Origin of the sequence: Saccharothrix lopnurensis (assembly GCF_042658445.1) — a bacterium.
Classification (GTDB): domain Bacteria; phylum Actinomycetota; class Actinomycetes; order Mycobacteriales; family Pseudonocardiaceae; genus Actinosynnema; species Actinosynnema lopnurensis.
Map to the genome: position 1 here is coordinate 19,919 of NZ_JBHSQO010000039.1, position 17,430 is coordinate 37,348.

At 74.8% G+C, this 17,430-nt stretch carries 17 protein-coding genes; 12 read left to right on the forward strand and 5 right to left on the reverse strand.

Annotated elements, in window-relative coordinates; translation table 11 throughout:
- The first annotated feature begins 158 nt into the window (after nt 1–158).
- Both ACFP3R_RS28185 and ACFP3R_RS28190 read left to right on the forward strand, forming a co-directional pair.
- A complete protein-coding gene (locus ACFP3R_RS28185; RefSeq protein ID WP_380640178.1) occupies nt 159–851 on the forward strand; it encodes a D-Ala-D-Ala carboxypeptidase family metallohydrolase in 693 nt (230 codons plus the stop codon).
- Nucleotides 852–991: 140 nt separating this feature from the next.
- Nucleotides 992–1,444: a YkvA family protein gene (locus tag ACFP3R_RS28190; protein WP_380640088.1), complete on the forward strand. Its 453-nt coding sequence runs from the start codon at nt 992–994 to the stop codon at nt 1,442–1,444.
- A 7-nt stretch (nt 1,445–1,451) separates the two neighbouring features.
- On the opposite strand, the gene ACFP3R_RS28195 is transcribed toward ACFP3R_RS28190, so the two are convergent.
- On the reverse strand, nt 1,452–2,186 hold the full coding sequence (locus ACFP3R_RS28195) for a lysophospholipid acyltransferase family protein (protein WP_380640090.1): 735 nt from the start codon (nt 2,184–2,186) through the stop codon (nt 1,452–1,454).
- Between the two features lie 76 nt (nt 2,187–2,262).
- Between ACFP3R_RS28195 and ACFP3R_RS28200 the strand changes: the two genes are divergently transcribed.
- The 4 genes from ACFP3R_RS28200 to ACFP3R_RS28215 are packed head-to-tail and all read left to right on the forward strand — an operon-like array spanning nt 2,263 to nt 6,172.
- On the forward strand, nt 2,263–3,453 hold the full coding sequence (locus ACFP3R_RS28200) for a PP2C family protein-serine/threonine phosphatase (RefSeq protein ID WP_380640091.1): 1,191 nt from the start codon (nt 2,263–2,265) through the stop codon (nt 3,451–3,453).
- Complete coding sequence (locus ACFP3R_RS28205; protein WP_380640092.1) at nt 3,453–4,943, forward strand: sensor histidine kinase; 1,491 nt, start codon at nt 3,453–3,455, stop codon at nt 4,941–4,943. The genes ACFP3R_RS28200 and ACFP3R_RS28205 overlap by 1 nt, the downstream gene beginning before the upstream one ends.
- Entirely contained in the window at nt 4,940–5,377 is a 438-nt protein-coding gene (locus tag ACFP3R_RS28210) for a response regulator (RefSeq protein ID WP_380640094.1), read from the forward strand. Before ACFP3R_RS28205 ends, ACFP3R_RS28210 begins: the two co-directional genes overlap by 4 nt.
- A 21-nt stretch (nt 5,378–5,398) precedes the next feature.
- On the forward strand, nt 5,399–6,172 hold the full coding sequence (locus ACFP3R_RS28215; protein ID WP_380640096.1) for an alpha/beta fold hydrolase: 774 nt from the start codon (nt 5,399–5,401) through the stop codon (nt 6,170–6,172).
- On the opposite strand, the gene ACFP3R_RS28220 is transcribed toward ACFP3R_RS28215, so the two are convergent.
- The gene (locus ACFP3R_RS28220) at nt 6,157–7,155 is read right to left on the reverse strand and encodes an MBL fold metallo-hydrolase (protein ID WP_380640098.1); all 999 of its coding nucleotides are present in this window, start codon (nt 7,153–7,155) and stop codon (nt 6,157–6,159) included. The two genes, ACFP3R_RS28215 and ACFP3R_RS28220, sit on opposite strands and share 16 nt — an antisense overlap.
- Before the next feature lie 81 nt (nt 7,156–7,236).
- Here ACFP3R_RS28220 and ACFP3R_RS28225 point away from each other — a divergent pair, with 81 nt between their 5' ends.
- From ACFP3R_RS28225 to ACFP3R_RS28235, 3 genes are all read left to right on the forward strand, one after another.
- Complete coding sequence (locus ACFP3R_RS28225; protein WP_380640100.1) at nt 7,237–8,223, forward strand: LLM class flavin-dependent oxidoreductase; 987 nt, start codon at nt 7,237–7,239, stop codon at nt 8,221–8,223.
- A 72-nt stretch (nt 8,224–8,295) separates the two neighbouring features.
- Complete coding sequence (locus ACFP3R_RS28230) at nt 8,296–9,381, forward strand: VanZ family protein (RefSeq protein WP_380640102.1); 1,086 nt, start codon at nt 8,296–8,298, stop codon at nt 9,379–9,381.
- A 68-nt stretch (nt 9,382–9,449) separates the two neighbouring features.
- Nucleotides 9,450–10,250 carry a GNAT family N-acetyltransferase gene (locus ACFP3R_RS28235; protein WP_380640104.1) on the forward strand — a complete coding sequence of 267 codons (801 nt, stop codon included), beginning with the start codon at nt 9,450–9,452 and terminating at the stop codon, nt 10,248–10,250.
- On the opposite strand, the gene ACFP3R_RS28240 is transcribed toward ACFP3R_RS28235, so the two are convergent.
- Nucleotides 10,207–11,586: a lipase family protein gene (locus ACFP3R_RS28240; RefSeq protein WP_380640106.1), complete on the reverse strand. Its 1,380-nt coding sequence runs from the start codon at nt 11,584–11,586 to the stop codon at nt 10,207–10,209. The two genes, ACFP3R_RS28235 and ACFP3R_RS28240, sit on opposite strands and share 44 nt — an antisense overlap.
- 375 nt (nt 11,587–11,961) lie before the next feature.
- On the opposite strand from ACFP3R_RS28240, the gene ACFP3R_RS28245 reads away from it, so the two are divergent.
- From ACFP3R_RS28245 to ACFP3R_RS28255, 3 genes are all read left to right on the forward strand, one after another.
- On the forward strand, nt 11,962–12,897 hold the full coding sequence (locus tag ACFP3R_RS28245) for an alpha/beta fold hydrolase (protein WP_380640108.1): 936 nt from the start codon (nt 11,962–11,964) through the stop codon (nt 12,895–12,897).
- A gap of 87 nt (nt 12,898–12,984) precedes the next feature.
- A complete protein-coding gene (locus ACFP3R_RS28250; RefSeq protein WP_380640110.1) occupies nt 12,985–13,632 on the forward strand; it encodes a GntR family transcriptional regulator in 648 nt (215 codons plus the stop codon).
- Entirely contained in the window at nt 13,629–14,789 is a 1,161-nt protein-coding gene (locus ACFP3R_RS28255) for an MFS transporter (RefSeq protein WP_380640112.1), read from the forward strand. Before ACFP3R_RS28250 ends, ACFP3R_RS28255 begins: the two co-directional genes overlap by 4 nt.
- 27 nt (nt 14,790–14,816) lie before the next feature.
- Here the strand turns inward: ACFP3R_RS28255 and crtI are convergent, their stop codons facing one another.
- On the reverse strand, nt 14,817–16,280 hold the full coding sequence (gene crtI / locus ACFP3R_RS28260; RefSeq protein ID WP_380640114.1) for a phytoene desaturase family protein: 1,464 nt from the start codon (nt 16,278–16,280) through the stop codon (nt 14,817–14,819).
- 2 nt (nt 16,281–16,282) lie between these two features.
- Nucleotides 16,283–17,380 carry a polyprenyl synthetase family protein gene (locus tag ACFP3R_RS28265; protein ID WP_380640116.1) on the reverse strand — a complete coding sequence of 366 codons (1,098 nt, stop codon included), beginning with the start codon at nt 17,378–17,380 and terminating at the stop codon, nt 16,283–16,285.
- Nucleotides 17,381–17,430: the final 50 nt, after the last annotated feature.

A 17,430-nucleotide genomic window follows, 5' to 3' on the forward strand; every position in this document is an offset into this window, starting at 1 on the left:
GGAAGATCCTTCTGTTCACAAACTATTTCTCATGTGTGAAAACTTCGGACATCGAGGACAGATTGACTTAAGTTTTCAACATCCGCCAGGCTCCAGGTCCCCTGCACCTCAACGGTCTGGAGGTCCTCGTGCCCCGACTCCTGTCCTACCTCGCCTCGTTGGCGCTGGTCGCCGCCGTGCTCGTGCTCGGCGGCGGCACGGCGCAAGCCGACGGCTGCTACACGTGGAACCGAACCCTCTCCCAGGGCGCGTCCGGTGAGGACGTCCGGCAGTTGCAGATCCGCCTGGCCGGTTACCCCGGCTCCGGCGCGGTGCTCGGCATCGACGGCCAGTTCGGCCCCGCGACGAGGTCCGCGCTGGTCCGCTTCCAGCAGGCGTACGGCCTGGGGGCGGACGGCGTGGCGGGCAGCGCGACCTACTCGCGCATCTACGCACTCCAGGACGACGACTGCACCCCGGCCAACTTCTCCTACGCCGAGCTGAACAACTGCAACTCCGACTGGTCGGGCGGCCGGGTGTCGGCGGCCACGGCCCGGTTCAACGCGCTGGTGTCGATGTGGAAGCTCCAGGCCATGCGGCACGCGCTCGGCGACCAGTCGATCCGCGTCACCAGCGGCTTCCGCAGCGTGGCGTGCAACAACGCGGCGGGCGGAGCCTCGGACTCCCGGCACCTCTACGGTGACGCGGTGGACCTCGGGGTGAGCCCGCACTCGCTGTGCCGACTGGCGCAGCAGGCCCGCAACCACGGCTTCAACGGCATCCTCGGCCCCGGCTACCCGGGCCACAACGACCACACCCACGTCGACCACCGGGGCAGCCGCTTCTGGTCGGCCCCCTCCTGCGGCATCTGAACCGAGACGCCCGACCGGGGGCCCGTCGCGCACGCGCCGGGCCCCTTCCGGTCGTAAGGGGCCCGGCGGTGGGGTGACCGCCGTCGGCGTCGGGGCGGGAAGGGACCGGAAGTTCCCGGCGCGCCGCCTACCATGGGGGCGTGATCCTCGTAGCCGTCGTGCTCACCCTGCTGGGCGCGGGCACCCTGCTGTGGCGTGACGCCGACCTGCTCGGGCTACCCCCGGTGGTCGCCGGACTCGGCCTGCTCGCGCTGGGCGTGGGCGCCGGCGTGCTGTGGTCCGTCCGCCGCCGCCGCAGGTGGGAGCGCGACGGCGAACCCCGGCCGGTCGGCAACGTCCTCCAGCGCGCCCGCGCCCTGCCCCGCCTCATCCGGGAGCGCAAGGCGTACGGGCTGCCCGGCACCACCCTGGCCACCTGGGCGTTCGCGCTGGTCTACCTCGTCTCGCCGATCGACGTGCTGCCCGAGCTGCTGCCGCTGATCGGCGTCACCGACGACGCGGGCGTGGCGGTGTGGCTGCTCACCAGCGTGTCCACCGTCGCGGGCCAGTACCTCAACTGGGAGCGCTCGGGCCGGCGCGAACCCCGGCCCTGACCCCCGCTCACCGGGTCTCGGTGCCCGGCAGCTCACGGATACCGGTCAGCAGCCCGGTGATCGCGCCCATGATCCGCGCGGTGGCCTCGTCCAGCACGACCTTGGTCGGCTCCAGCCCGTACAGGTCGGACAGGTCGACCTCCGCGCCCGCCACCACCGACACCCGCCGCCACGGGCGGGGCAGGAACCGGCCGGGCGGCAGCAGTTCCCGCGTGCCCCACTGCGCCACCGGCACCACGGGCGTCCGGGTGGTCAGCGCGACCCGCGCCACACCGTTCTTGCCCCGCATCGGCCACCCGTCCGGGTCGGAGGTGAACGTCCCCTCGGGGTAGACGATCACGCACTCCCCCTCCTCCAGGGACGTCCGCGCGGCGTCCAGCGCGTGCCCGGCGCGGGCCGTGCCCCGGTCGACGGGGATGTGCCGCCCGGAGGACATCACCCACCCGAGGACCGGCGCCCGCCACAGGCTCGCCTTCGCGAAGTACCGCGGCACCCGACCGGACACCAGCGCGAACGCGGTCAGCGTCACCGGGTCGGCGAACGACAGGTGGTTGGAGGCGAGCAGCACGGGCCCCCGCCGGGGGATGTTGGTCCGGCCGCCCATCCGCATCCGCACGAACAGCACGACCAGCGGCCACAGCAGGTCGATGGCCACCGAGTACCAGAAACCCCGGCCTCGGCGGGGCAGCCGGGCGGTCATCGCCGCCATCCGGTAGAACGTCACCGGGGGATCTTCGGTCATGGTCGTCGTCCCCGTTCCGGCGACCCGCCGCACCGCGTCACCCGACTCTGATCCGGTTCGACTAATCTCCTCCCCCGTGGCAGGGCTCCCCGCACCGCGCACCGCGGTGGACCGCATCAGCGTGCTGCTCGTCGAGGACGACGAGGGCGATGCCGTGCTGGTCGAAGCCCTCCTGGACGAGGTGGACGCCGACGTCGAGCTGCACCGCGCGCGGACCCTGCGCGAGGCCGAGGTGCTGCTGGCGAAGGTCGACTGCGTGCTGCTCGACCTCGGCCTGCCCGACACCACCGGGCTGGACGGGCTGACCCGGCTGCTCGCGCACCCCGCCCCGGTCGCGATCATCGTCCTCACCGGCCTGAACGACGAGCACCACGGCGCCCGCGCGGTGGCCGCGGGCGCGGAGGACTACCTGGTCAAGGGCCAGGTCGACGGGCTGGGCCTGGCCCGCGGCATCCGCTACGCGGTCGGCCGCAAGCACGCCGAGGAGACCCAGCGGCAGCTGCGCGACGAACAGCTGCTCGCGGCGGAGAAGACGCGCCTGGAGCGCGGTCTGCTGCCCTCGTTCATCCTGCACCCCGACGCGCCCGACGTGAAGTTCCGCTACCGGCCCGGCGGCAGCCGGATGCTGCTGGGCGGCGACTTCTTCGACGCGGTCAGCAGGCCGGACGGCACGCTCCAGGTGATCATCGGCGACGTGTGCGGGCACGGCCCCGACGAGGCGGCGCTGGGCGTGTTCCTGCGCATCGCGTGGCGGGCGCTGGTGCTGGCCGACCAGGACCCGTCGCGGGTGCTGCGCACGCTGCACGAGATTCTGGAGCACGAGCGCCACCAGCCGGGCCTGTTCACCACCGCCTGCATGGTGACCATCTCCCCCGACCGCCGGTGGGCGCGGGTCTACCTGGCCGGCCACCCCGAGCCGATGCTGCTGGTCGGCGACCGCGTGGTGGAGCTGCCCCGGGACCGGGCGGGCCTGCCGCTGGGCGTGCTGCCGGACAGCACGTGGAGCGGCCTGGACGTCCCGCTGCCGCAGGGCTGGTCGATGCTGCTCTACACCGACGGCCTGGTCGAGGGCCGGGTGGTCGGCGACGTCGAGCGGCTCGGCTCGGAACGGCTGATCGAGCTGATCGGGCAGGTCACCGGCGGCGACATCCGCCAGGTGCAGGACCCGGACGTGCTGCTCGACACCCTCATCGCCAGGGTCAAGGAGCTCAACGGCGGGGAACTCGACGACGACATGGCCGTCATGCTGATCTCGGAACAGGACTGATGGACTACCGCACCCGCTGGCCCGCGGCCAGGCTGCTCGTCGCCGCCGTGGCCCTCCTCTTCGTCGTCAGCGCGGTGGCGATCGCCAGCCTGGCGATCGCCCTGTCGACCCTGTCCGACGCCCGCCACACGCTGCTCGACCGGATCGCGCCGGCCCGCGACGCGGTGCTGGGCATCGACACCGCGGTGATCAACCAGGAAACCGGCGTGCGCGGGTACCTGCTCAGCGCGAACCGGGCCTTCCTGGAGCCCTACGAGGCCGGCCTGGCGGACGAGTGGAACGCGGTCGAGGACACCAGGCGGCTGGTCGTGCCGATGCGCCCCGACCTGACCGACGAGATCGACGCCCTGACCCTGCTGTCGGAGCGGTGGCGGTCGGAGTACGCCCGGCCGCTGATCGCCTCGGTCGACTCGTCCGGCAGGCCGGAGGCGCAGCCCGCCGAGTCCCTGCTGGGCAAGGAGCTGTTCGACCAGCTGCGGACGGCCATCAACGGCCTGGTCGGGCAGCTCGACGGTGACGCCGCCGCGGCCCGCACGGACCTGGACGACGTCGCGCGGGACGTGCTGTGGCTGGTCGTCGGCCTGGGCGCGCTGCTGGTGGTGATCATCAGCGGGATCGCGGTGGTGCTGTACCGGATCCTGATCGCGCCGCTGTCCGGCCTCGCGGCCGACGTGCGGCAGGTGTCCACCGGCGACTTCGCCCACGAGGTGCGGGCGGGCGGGCCGCGCGAGGTCGTGATGCTCGGCCAGGACGTGGAGGCCATGCGCTCGCGCATCCTCTCCGACGTCAAGGACCTCCAGCGGTCGAACTCGGAGCTGGAGCAGTTCGCCTACGTCGCCTCGCACGACCTCCAGGAGCCGCTGCGCAAGGTGGCGAGCTTCTGCCAGCTGCTGGAGCGCCGCTACTCCGGTCAGCTCGACGAACGCGGCGAGCAGTACCTGCGGTTCGCGGTGGACGGCGCGAAGCGGATGCAGGTGCTGATCAACGACCTGCTGGCGTTCTCCCGGGTCGGGCGGATCACCCGCGAGCAGACCCTGGTGGACTGCGACCTGCTGGTGGAGCAGGTGGTGGACAGCTACTCCGAGGTCATCGAGCGCACCGGCGCGACGGTGGAGGCGGGCGAGCTGCCGACGGTGCGCGGCGAGGAGTCCCTGCTGGGCGGCGTGTTCGGCAACCTGGTCAGCAACGCGCTCAAGTTCCGCGGCGAGGAGCCGCCGCACGTGTCGATCACCGCCGAGCGGACCGGTGACCTCTGGACGTTCACCGTGAAGGACAACGGCATCGGCATCGACACCGAGTACGCTGAACGCATCTTCGTGATCTTCCAGCGCCTGCACCACAAGGACGACTACCCGGGCACCGGCATCGGCCTGGCGATGTGCCGGAAGATCATCGAGTACCACGGCGGCTCGATCTGGCTGGACACCACCGCGGACACCGGCACCACCTTCAGGTTCACCCTCCCGGCAGTAGAGGACGACGAGCAATGAGCAGCCCGCTGAACGTGATCGACGTACTGCTGGTCGAGGACGACCCGGGTGACGCCCTCATGACGCAGGAGGCGTTCGAGCACCACAAGATCCGCAACCAGCTGCACGTGGTCCGCGACGGCATCGAGGCGCTGGAGTTCCTGCGGCGCGAGGGCCGGTACGCCGACGCGCCCCGGCCGGGCCTGATCCTGCTGGACCTGAACCTGCCGAAGCGGGACGGGCGCGAGGTGCTGGCGGACATCAAGGCCGACGCGTCGCTGCGCACGATCCCGGTGGTGGTGCTGACCACCTCGGAGGCGGAGGAGGACATCCTGCGCAGCTACAACCTGCACGCCAACGCCTACGTCACCAAGCCGGTCGACTTCGACCGGTTCATCGAGGTCGTGCGGCAGATCGACGACTTCTTCGTGACCGTGGTGAAGCTGCCCCGCTAGGGCGCCGGACGGGGGATGGTCATGGGTTCGGCGGTCTCGGCGGACGGCACGCGGATCGGGTTCACCCGGGTGGGCTCGGGTCCGGCGGTGGTGCTGGTGGACGGGGCGTGCGGGTTCCGGGGGTCCGGGCCGATGGCCGGGGTGGCGGGAGCGCTGAGCGGGTCGTTCACCGTGTTCACCTACGACCGGCGCGGGCGCGGCGAGAGCGGCGACACCATGCCCCACGCGATCGGGCGCGAGGTGGAGGACCTGGCGGCGGTGGTGGGCGCGGCCGGCGGGTGGGCCTTCGCCCACGGCTTCTCCTCGGGCGCGGTGCTGGCGCTGCACGCCGCAGCGGCCGGGGTGCCGCTGCGGGCGCTGTCGCTGCTGGAGCCGCCGCTGTCGTTCGAGCCCACCCCGGGGCCGGACGTGCGGCCGGAGATCGAGGCCCTGGTGGCGGCCGGTCGGCGCGGGGACGCGGTGACCCGGTTCCAGGTGGCGTGCGGCGTGCCGGAGGAGTTCGTGGCGTCCGCGCGGCGGTCGCCGGGGTGGCCCGCGCTGGAGGCCCTGGCCCACACCACCGCCTACGACCTGACGATCACCGCCACTCCCCCGGACCTGGCCGCGGTCACCGCGCCGGTGCTGGTGCTGGACAGCGCGAGCAGCGACGACCGGATGCGCTCGTGGGCCGACGGGGTCGCCGGGCGCCTGCCGGCCGCGGTGCGCCGCACGCTGCCCGGCGAGTGGCACGGGGTCGCGCCGGAGGTGCTCGCCCCCGTGCTCGCCGAGCACTTCGCGCGTCAGCCGGCCTCGTAGCCGACCACGCCGTCCCGCTCGGTCGCGCGCACCAGGCCGCGCCTGACCAGCAGGTCCAGGTGGGCCGCGGTCTCCCCGACCGCCAGCACCTGGTTGAACGGGTCCAGCTCGGCGAACGACCGGCCGCGGCGGGTCCAGCCGAGCCGGCCCGCGGTCGCGAAGGCCGTGCCGGTGCCCGCGCGGGCGGCCTCCAGGGTGGCCGCCAGCCGGTCCTCGTGGTGGGCCAGCAGCTCGTCGACCCTGGCGTGGCTGGACCCGGTGACGGGGCCGTGGGCGGGCAGCAGCCGCAGGTCGGGGCAGGACCGGACCAGGCGCAGCGAGTCCAGGTAGTCGCCGAGGGGCAGCGCGGACCGGGCCGCTTCGAAGCCGATGGACGGCGTGATGTGCGGCAGCACGTGGTCGCCCGCGAACAGCAGCTGGGCCTCGGCGTCGACGAACACCACGTGCCCGCGGGTGTGGCCGGGGGTGGGCAGGACGCGCAGCACGCGCTCGTCCAGCTCCAGGTCGCCCTCCTCCAGCCACTCGTCGGGGTCCTCGTAGTCGCGCGCCGCGTCGTCCCCGAGGGCGGACAGCACGGTCCGCCAGTGCTCGGCCAGGTGCGGCGCGCCCCACTCGCGCAGGCTGCGCACCTGGCTGGTCGAGCGGGCGGTGATCCGGGCCAGCGACGGCTGCTCGCCGAGGCCGAGCGCGACCTTCGTGCCGAAGCGCCGGCGCAGGGCGACGGCCATCGTGTAGTGGTCGCGGTGGGCGTGGGTGACCAGGAACCGGCGGACGTCCTCGAAGCCGTGCCCGAGGGCGCCCAGCGCCCGTTCCAGGGCGGCGGAGCCGGCGTCGAGCGACCAGCCGGGGTCGATCAGGACCAGCCCGTCGCCGTCCCGGACCGCGTAGGCGTTGACGGTGTGCAGGCCGTCGCCGGGCAGCGGCAGCGGGATGCGGTGCACGCCGGGCGCGACCTCGAAGGCACCGGGTTGGGTCCAGTCCACCCCGTGATCCTACTTCCCGGTAACTTACTGCCGTCCAGGTGGTGCGGCCGACCCCCGCGCCTGCCGTGCAAGATTGTCCACATGGACGTCTACCTGCTGATCCTCGGCGACCACCTGCCCAACCCGGACTCCGGGCACGCGGTGACCGAGGCTGACCGGCTGCGCGCGATCGTGGAGCAGGCCGTGGTCGCCGAGGAGGCGGGCTTCACCGGGGTGGCGATCGGCGAGCACCACTTCACCCGCTACATCGTCTCGGCGCCGGAACTGCTGCTGGCCACGATCGCGGCGCGCACGTCCACGCTCCGGCTGTCCACCGGGGTGACCCTGCTGGCCCACCACGACCCGGTGCGGGTGGCCGAGGAGCTGGCCACGCTGGACGTGCTGTCGCGGGGCCGGGCGGAGCTGATCGTGGCACGGGGCGTGTCGCAGCGCACCGACGCCGCGTTCGGCGTGCAGGACGACCTGCGGGAGCGGTTCGACGAGAACCTGCGGTTGCTGCTGCGGCTGCTGGAGGAGCCGCACGTGACCTGGGAGGGCAGGTACCGCAGCCCGCTGGTGGACGTGACCACGACCCCGCGGCCGGTGCAGCGGCCCCGGCCGCTGGTGTGGATCGGCAGCGGCTCGGCGGTGTCCGCGGACCTCGCGGTCGAGCTGGACCTGCCGCTGATGCTGCCGAGCACCCTGCGCGACCCGAGCACGCACCGGTCGGTGGTCGAGCGCTACCGGGGTGCCATGTCCGGCGGCGGCCGGGTGGCGCTGCCCAGCCACGTGTTCGTGGCGCCCACCGCCGCCGGGGCGCGGGCGCGGTGGCGGCCGCACCTGACCGCCTACGCGCACTTCGCCGACCGGTGGCGGGGCGACGGCGGCGTGGACGTGGACGCGTTGATGGACGGCGCGGCGGTGTGCGGCGACCCGGCCGAGGTGACCGAGCGGCTCAACGCGCTGACCGGGCTGCTCGGGCTGGACGCCCAGCTGGTGATGATCGACATCGGCGGTTTGCCCCACGGGGCCGTGCTCGACGCGATCCGGCTGTTCGGCGCGGAGGTGCTGCCGAACCTGAAGCGTTGACAGGTTTGGTTCCCGCGCCCGCTGGATAAGGAGGGGTCATCTCGTCGCGGATCCCTGGGTGGAGCGGTGGACATGCTGAGTTCGTACCTGGAGCCCGCGCGCACCGGGTTCCTCACCTTCGTCGGCGTCGGCGCGCTGCTGCTGCTGCCCCTGATCGCGCTGCACTACTGGCGGTTCGGGCGGGTGGAGCCGCGGCGGGCGCTGGTGCTCTACGGCCTGCTGGCCTACGGGCTCGTGGCGCTGGCGCTGATCTTCCTGCCGTTCCCGGACCGGGACTCGGTGTGCCGCGGCGAGACCATGCTGTCCACGACGCCGTTCCAGTGGGTCACCGACATGCGCCACAACATGGCGGCCACCGGCCGGTCGGGCATCCAGGCGATGGTGACCTCGCAGGCGTTCCTCCAGCAGGCGTTCAACGTCGCGCTGTTCGTGCCGCTGGGCGTGGTGCTGCGCAAGGCTTACCGGCGGGGGCCGCTCGCGGTGGTGTGCATCGGCCTGGGCGTCTCGCTGATGGTGGAGGTCGTGCAGTACACCGGGAACCTCGGGTTCTACCCGTGCCCGTACCGGATCGCGGACCTGGACGACCTGATCTCCAACACCGGCGGCGCGCTGCTGGGGTGGATGGTCGCGCCCGCGGCGCTGGTGGTGCCGACCGTGCGGGCCCAGGAGGAGGTCACCGCCCCGCCGGGCACGGTGGGCGTGCCGCGCCGCCTGGGCGGGTTGGTGGCGGACCTGCTGGTGGTGGTGCTGGTGTCCCGGCTGCTGCTGCCCGAGCTGGAGTGGGCGCTGGCGCTGCTGGTGCTGCTGCGGGTGGTGGTGCCCGCGGTGAGCGGCGGCTGGACGTTCGGCGGGTGGCTGATGCGCTACCGCACGCGCCGGCCGGACGGCGAGCGGGCCGGGGCGTGGCGGATCGCGCTGCGCGAGCTGCTGGGCGTGACCGGGCTGTTCGCCTACGCGGTGGTGGTCTCGCCGCGGTCGGACCAGTGGTGGGAGTTCGGGCTCGACCTCGTGGTGATCGCGGTGGTGCTGGTGGGGATCTTCGTGGTGCCGGTGTTCCGGCGCGACCAGCTGGGCTGGCACGAACGGGTGGCGGGGACCCGCACGGTGGTGGTGCGCCCGGAGCACGCGCCGGAGCGGGTCGAGGCCGGGCACCGGTGATCACCGGGCGCGGTCCCGCTCGCTAGGCTCTGCGCCTCGGTGGTCGACCGGAGCGACGAGGAGCCTTGATGCCCGAGCGCGGGGACGCGGTGGAATCGGTGGAGCAGCTCACCGCGGCCTGGCGGGGACTGGTCCTCGACCGGGACCCCGGCGCCGACGTGCGGGACCTCCCGGGGATCGCCGTGCGCTGGGCCGACTGCCGGTTCGCGTTCTGGAACTGCGTCACGCTGACCGAGGTCGGCGCGGGCGCGGAACTCGTCGGCCGGCGCCTGGGCCAGGTGGCGGAGGTCATGCGGGCCAAGCGGCACCCCGGTTTCCTGTGGCTGTTCGAGGACCTGCTGGACGACGGGGCGCGCGCCGCGCTGGACGAGGCGGCCGAGCGGGCGGGTCTCCGGCGCGCCTTCTCCGGCGCCGGGATGGCCGGGGACCTGCTGCCGGTGCCCGACCCGGAGCACCCCGACCTGACCTTCGTCCGCGTGACCACCGACGAGCAGCTGCTGGCCTACGCGGACCTCAACTCGCGCGCCTACGGGTTCGCGCCGGAGGACGGCCGCGACGGGATCGCCGGCTCCGCGCTGTGGAAGACCGGGGTGCACGCCTACCTGGGCCTGCGGGAGGGCGTTCCGGTGACGTGCGCGGCGAGCGTCGAGGTCGCGGGCCGCCTCTTCGTCGCGCTCGTCGCCACCGACCCGGACCACCAGCGCAAGGGCTACGGCGAGGCGGCGACGCGCAAGGCGCTGCACGAGGGCGGCCGGGCCACCGGGCTGACCCGCGCCACCCTGCACGCGACCGCCGCCGGGGCGCCCGTGTACCTGCGGATCGGCTTCACCCCGAACTCGCCGGTGCGCTTCTACGCGCTCGGGGACTGACGCCCGGGGACACCCCGCCGAGGGCGTGGAGGTCCGCGAGGGCGGTGGGGTCGTCCGCGAGCAGGCGCTGGAACTCCTCGCGGCTGACCCGGCCGTCCACGTCGGTGTCGGCCCGCTCGGCGAGCCGGTGCCACAGGGCGCGGTAGTCGTGGCGGATCGCCCTGGCCCGGGGTGAGCCCGGCGGTTCGCCCGCGCCCTGGGCCAGGCGCAGGGCGAAGACGTCGAAGTCGTCCCGGGTGAGGCAGCCGTCGCCGTCGGCGTCGAGCGGGTCGAAGTCCGGCGGGTCGACCTCGCCCGCCACCAGCTCGTCCGCCCAGCCGATGAGCCGGTCGTGGCCCGCCGCCAGGACGTCCGCGTGGGTGGCGCCCTCGTGGCGGTCGAAGCGGACGGGTGTGCCGGTGCCCGCCAGGTCGGCCACGAACCGCTCCACCACGGCCAGGGGCACGATCTCGTCCGCGCCGCCGGCCGACACCAGGACCGGGCGGTCCATCCGCGTGACGGGCACGCGGCAGGCGCGCAGGACCGGGGCGACGCCGGGGCGGGTGGGCAGGTCGGTGACGCCGGCCTCGTCGTTGGTGAGGCGGCCGACGGCGCGGAACATGTCGACCAGGGTCGCGGTCTCGGCCACGTCGAGCAGCCTGCCGCCCGCGTCGGTGAGCAGGGCGCGGGCGTCGAAGCCGGGGTGGGAGGTGCGCAGGCCCGCGAGCAGGAAGGGCAGCAGCACGGACAGCCGCCCCGCGCCGTCGGCGGTGACCAGGTCGACCAGCAGCGGCAGGTGGACCGGCGGGGCGAGGGCGAGGGTGCCGCGGAAGTCGAGCTCCGGGGCGTGGGTCGCGGCGATCAGACCGGTGAACAGGGCCGCGTGGCCGCCCTGGGAGAAGCCGGTGACGAGCCAGGTGCGGCCGACGTCGGGGTGGAGCAGGCGGGCCGCGCGCACGATGTCCACCACGTCGTCGGCCACGGCCTCGCCGTTGAAGTACGGGTGCGGGCCCGGGGTGGCCAGGCCCTCGTAGTCGGTGGCGGCGACCGCGTAGCCGGCGGCGAGCCAGCGGGCCACGTGCTCCCGTTCGAGCCTGGTCAGGCCGGTGGTGGAGGGCGCGCAGTGGTCGGCGAGCCCGGTGGTGCCGTGGGCGTAGCTGACGACCGGCAGGCCGCCGGGCGGTGCGGGGCGGTCCGGCAGGAAGAGCGAGCCGCTGACCGCGCGCCCGGAGCCGTCGTAGCCCAGGCCCTGGTAGACGAGGTGGAACGCCTCGGCGGCGGAGTCGGGCCACAGGGACCGGGGCAGGGTGCGGTGGTCGAGGACCGTGCCCGGTCCCGGTTTCGCGCTGCTCCGCATGTCCCCTCCCCCGACGACGGTAGTGGGCCGTTCCCGTCCGGGGGACGGGGGTCACCCGGACGGTGGCGGGTTCTTCACCCCGATGTCGCGTCGCGGTGGACGTCTGAGTGGTCGTCCGGGTGGGTAGTCCCGCGACGAAGGAGGTTGTCATGGTCCATCCGGAACCACCCGGGCCGCCGCCGATGCCGGTGCCCGAGCCGATCCCCGACCACCCCCGACCGGAGCCCGGTCCGGGCACCGAACCGCCGTTGCCGCCCACGCCCGAACCGCCGACGCCCCGGTGAGAGGGGTCTGGTGGGCCGGACCCGGGTCCGGCCCACCAGACCCCTCCCGGCGATAGGCTGCCGGTGCCGCGCCAGGACGAAGGGGGACCACGTGCCGCAGCACCGCGAACTGCCCGTCAACGGCATCACGATGCACGTCGCCGAGGAGGGCGAGGGACCGCTGGTCCTGCTGCTGCACGGGTTCCCGGAGAGCTGGTACTCCTGGCGCCACCAGTTCGGGCCGCTGGCCGCGGCCGGGTACCGGGTGGTCGCGCCGGACCAGCGCGGCTACGGCGGCACCGACCGGCCCGACGACGTGGACGCCTACACGATCCTGCACCTCGTCGGCGACGTGGTGGGGCTCATCGCGGCGCTGGGCGAGCGCGAAGCCGTGGTCGTCGGGCACGACTGGGGCGCGCCGGTCGCCTGGCACACCGCGCAGATGCGGCCCGACCTCGTGCGCGGCGTGGCCGGCCTGAGCGTCCCGCCGATGCCGCGCGGGTCCGTGCCGCCGCTGGTGGCGGCCCGGCGGCGCTTCGGCGACGACTTCTACCAGCTGTACTTCCAGCAGCCGGGCGTGGCGGACGCCGAGCTGGGCCGCGACCCGCGCGCGGCGTTCCGCCGGACGCTGGTCGGCCTGTCCGGCGACGCCGTGCCGCCGTCCTCGCGCGGCGAGGGCTTCCTCGGCGCCTTCCCCGACCCGGAGGAGCTGCCCGCCTGGCTCACCGAGGCGGACGTCGACGCGTTCGTGGAGCAGTTCGACCGCACCGGCTTCACCGGCGGCCTGAACTGGTACCGCAACATCGACCGCAACTGGGAGCTCACCGCCCCCTGGCAGGACGCCGTGATCACCCCGCCCGCGCTGTTCGTGACCGGTGACCGGGACCTGGTGCGCGGCTTCTCCCCGCCGAACCTCTTCGAGCTGCTGCCCGGGGCGCTGCCGAACCTGCGCGGCGTCCACGACCTGGCCGGGTGCGGGCACTGGACGCAGCAGGAGCGCGCCGACGACGTGAACCGGGCGCTGCTGGAGTTCCTCGACGGCCTGTGAGCGCGACCGCAGGTCACTCCTCCCGTTGGCTACGGCCCAGTAGGTTATAGCCAGTAGGTTATAGGCTGTAGCCTGAAGGGGGTCGGCGTGTTCCAGACCAAGGCCGAGTTCGCCTACCACGAGGTGCGGCGCCGGGTGCTGACCGGCGTGCTGGCGCCGGGGGCGGTGATCAACCAGGGGGCGCTGGCCGAGGAGCTGGGCCTGAGCACCACCCCGCTGCGCGAGGCGCTCAAGCGGCTCGGGGCGGAAGGGCTGGTCGAGCTGGGGGCGCACCGGGACGCCCGGGTCACCGAGCTGCGCGCCGAGGAGGCGCGGGACCTGCTGGAGGTGCGGCGCGCGCTCGACCCGCTGGCGGTGCGGCTGGCGGCGCGGCGACGCACCGACGAGGACGTGCGGGCGATGCGGGAGGCGGCCGTCGACCTGCACGCGCTGCCGTCGAACCCCGCGTACGACGAGCTGCTGGCGCACCGGCGGTTCCACGCCGCGCTGTACCGGGCCTCGCACAACACCCCGCTGGTCGAGGCGCTGGACGGGCTGTGGGACAAGACCGACCGCTACCGCCGCCTGGCGCTGGAGACCGGTCGGGACGACGCCGAGCGCGCGCGGAAGGACCACGAGCACGCGACGCTGCTCGACCTCGTCGTCACCGGCGACGGGAACGCGGCGGCGGCGCTGATGCTCGCGCACGTGGAGACGAGCCTCGGCGCGCTGGCCGCGCGGCGGCTGTCGCGGTGAGGCGCCCGGCGCTGGTCGCGCTGTTCGTGCACTCGGTGCTCACCCAGGTGGTGACGTTCGTGCTGCGGCCCGCGGCGTCCTACCGGGCGCTGGAGCTGGAGGTGCCCGCCTCGTGGCTGGGCGCGCTGTCGGCGTCCTTCGCGCTGGTGCCGCTGGTGCTGGCGCTGCCCGCCGGGCACGTGGTCGACCGGGTCGGGGAACGCCGGGTGCTGCTGGTCGGCAGCGTGCTGATGACCGGCGCGGGCGCGGTGTTCGTGCTGCTCGGCGACTCCCTGGCCGGGCTGCTGGCGGGCAGCGTGCTGCTGGGCACCGCCCACCTGTGCGCCGTGGTCGGCCAGCAGGCGCTGGTGGCGAACGCGGCCGCGCCCGGCGGGCGGCTGGACTCCGCGTTCGGCTACTACACGTTCGCGGCCTCGCTCGGGCAGCTGCTGGGGCCGCTGCTGATCCCGCTGCTGGGCGGCGGCGGGTCGATCCCCGACACCGGGCCGGTCTTCCTCGGCGCGTGCGCGGTGAGCGTGCTGCTGGTCGGCTGCGTGCTGCCGCTGCCCGGCCGGGGCGCGGGGCGCGAGCGGGCCGCCGCGGAGGCGGGCGGGCTGGGGGCGCTGCTGCGCCTGCCCGGCCTGGTGCGGGCGCTGACGACGAGCTGCGTGGTGATCGCCGGGGTGGACATCACCCTGGTCTACCTGCCGGCGCTGGGCGCGGACCGGGACCTGTCCGCCGGGTTGGTGAGCGCGCTGCTGGCGTTGCGCGCGGCGGCGTCAATGGTGTCGCGGCTGCTGCTGGGGCGGTTGAGCGCGGCCCTGGGGCGCAGGCGGCTGCTGGTGGGCAGCATCGCGCTCGCGGCCCTGGGGCTGGCCGCGTGCGCCGCGCCCGTGCCGCCGTGGGCGCTGGTGGTCGCGGTCGTGGTCGCCGGGCTCGGGCTGGGGGTGGGCCAGCCGCTGACCATGTCGTGGCTGGCCGGGTCCGCCCCGCCCGGCGCGCGGGGCCGCGCGATGTCGCTGCGGCTCACCGGGAACCGCGCGGGCCAGGTCGTCATCCCGGCGGCGGTCGGCGCGGTCGCGGCCGGGCTCGGCGCGGCGGGCGTGCTGGGGATGACCGCGGCGGCCCTGGCGTGGACCGGGTTCCTGGCGCGCAAGCTGGCCGTGGACGGGCCCTGAGCGGGGCGAACCCCGACAGGCCGGCCGTCACCGGAGGCGTTCGGCCGCCAGCCGGCCCGAGATCAGCACCGGCGGGATCCCGACACCCGGCGTGGTGCCGCTGCCGGCCAGCACCACGTTGCCGTCGCGGGAGGGCAGGTTCCGGGGCCGGAACGGGCCGGTCTGGGCGAAGATGTGCGCGGCCGAGAACGGGGTCCCCGCCGCCTGCCCCGCGCGGGCCCAGTCGTCCGGCGTGCTCAGCGACAGCCGCGTCACCTCGTCCGGCGAGGAGATCAGCTTGCGGTGCGCCAGCTCGTCCACGAGCCGGTCGGCGTAGTCCCCGCCCAGGTCCGCCCAGTCCAGCGGCCCCGCGTCCAGGTTCGGGCACGGCGCCAGCAGGTAGTGCAGGTGCCGGTCCGCCGGGGCCAGTCCCGGGTCGGTCACCGTGGGCGTGGTGAGCAGCAGGGACGGGTCGGTCATCAGCTCGCCCCGGTCCACGATCTCGTCGAACGTGCGGTCCCAGGCGTCGCCGAAGGAGATCGTGTGGTGCGCGTGCCCCTCGACGCGCGGCCCGCTCAGGTGCACCACCACGGCCGACGGCGACCAGCGCACCGGCACCGGGCGGCGCGGTACCCGGCGCAGCAGCCGGTTCGTCTGCGCGGGGCCGGCGGCCAGCACGACCGCGTCGCAGGGGAACCGCTCGCCGGAGGCGATCACCGCCCGCGCCCGGTCGCCGCGCAGCTCCAGCGACTCCACCTCGCACCCGTAGGCGAACCGGACCCCGGCGTCGGCGGCGGCGTCGGCCATCGCCTGCGGCACCGCCCGCATCCCGCCGCGCGGGAACCACACGCCGGCCACCGTGTCCATGTAGGCGATCACCGCGTACGCCGCCAGGGCGTGCTTCGGCGCGACGCCCGCGTAGAGGGCCTGGAAGGTGAACACCCGCCGCAGGCGCGGGTCGCGCAGGAACCGGCCCACCGCCCGGTCCAGCGACCCGAACCCGCCCAGGCGCGCCAGCGCCACCAGGTCGCGCCCCACCAGGTCCAGCGGGCTGTCGAAGTTCGCGCCGACGAACCGGTCCCGCTCCACCTCGTACAGCCGGGTCAGCCACGCCCGCAGCTCCCGGTACCCGGCGGCCTCCCGCCCGCCCGCGAACTCCCGGACCGCCTGCTCCATCTCCTCGGCCGAGGTGTGCACGTCCAGCGCGCTGCCGTCGGCGAAGCACGCCCGGTAGGCCGGGTGCAGCGGGAGCAGCTCGACCCGGTCGGCCAGCCGCTCCCCCACCGCGCCCAGCGCCTCGTCCACCAGCTCGGGCATGGTCAGCACGGTCGGCCCGGTGTCGACGAGGTGCCCGCCCACGTCCAGCCGCCCCGCCAGCCCACCGGGGTGCGGCAGCCGCTCCAGCACGGTCACCTCGTGCCCCGCGCCCCGCAGGTGCAGCGCGGCGGACAGCCCCGCCAGCCCCGCGCCGACCACCACGACGGAGTCCGTCCTGCCCCGCACGACGCGCACCGTCACCACCGCCGCTCGGTCGCCTTGGCGGCCAGCGCGCCCAGCGCCAGGCGCACCGGCTCGGCCGGCTCCACCAGGTCGACGGTCCGCAGCGCCTGCTCGACCAGCGAGCCGATCCGCTCCTCCACCGCGTCGACGGCGCCCAGGTCGCGCAGCAGTTCACCCACCTCGGTCACGGTCCGGTCGCTGACGCCGTGGCCCTCCAGGCAGTCCCGCAGCAGCCGCGCCGCGTGCGGGCGGTGGGCGGTGCGGGCCAGGCCGAGCGCGAGCGCCATCAGCGCCGTGCGCTTGCCCTCGCGCAGGTCGTCCCCGACGGGTTTGCCGGTGACCTCGGTGTCGCCGAACACGCCCAGCAGGTCGTCGCGCAGCTGGAACGCCACCCCGACGTCGCGGCCGTAGGACCGCAGGGCGTCCACGAGCTCCGGCCGCGCGTCCGCCAGCGCCGCGCCGAGGTGCAGCGGCCGCTCCACGGTGTAGGCGGCGGTCTTGAGCCGGGCCACCCGCAGCGCCTTCTCCAGCGACTCCTCGCGGCGGGCGCCCGCCAGCAGGTCCAGGTGCTGCCCGGCGATCATCTCGGTGCGCATGGCCCGCCACGGCTCCCGGGCGCGGGCCAGCGCGGCGGGGTCGAGGCCGGCGCCGGCCAGCGCGTCGTCGGCCCAGGCCAGGGCCAGGTCGCCGACCAGGACGGCCACGCTGTCGCCGTAGTGGCGGGAGTCGCCCGCCCAGCGGCCCCGGTGGTGGCGGGCGGCGAACGCGGTGTGCACGGTCGGCCTGCCCCGCCGGGTGGCCGAGCGGTCCATCACGTCGTCGTGCACCAGCGCGCAACCCTGGAGCAGCTCCAGGGCGACCAGCGCCCGCACGGTGGCGTCGGCCGCCGGGCCCTCCACCGGGCCGCCCGCCGCGCGCCAGCCCCACCAGGCGAACGTCGGCCGCACCCGCTTGCCGCCGGCCAGCACCAGGTCGGCCAGCGCGCCGCCCACCTCGGGCGCGGTGTCGGGCGCGTGCGCGAGGAACTCCTCCAGCTCCTGGTGCAGCCGGGGCACGAGCCCGTCGTCGAGCACCGACGCCTCGACTCGGGGCGCTCTGGAAATCAGCGTCATCGTGCCTCCCGCTGCTCGTGGTGGCACGAGCTAAACAGCGCCGGCCTGGG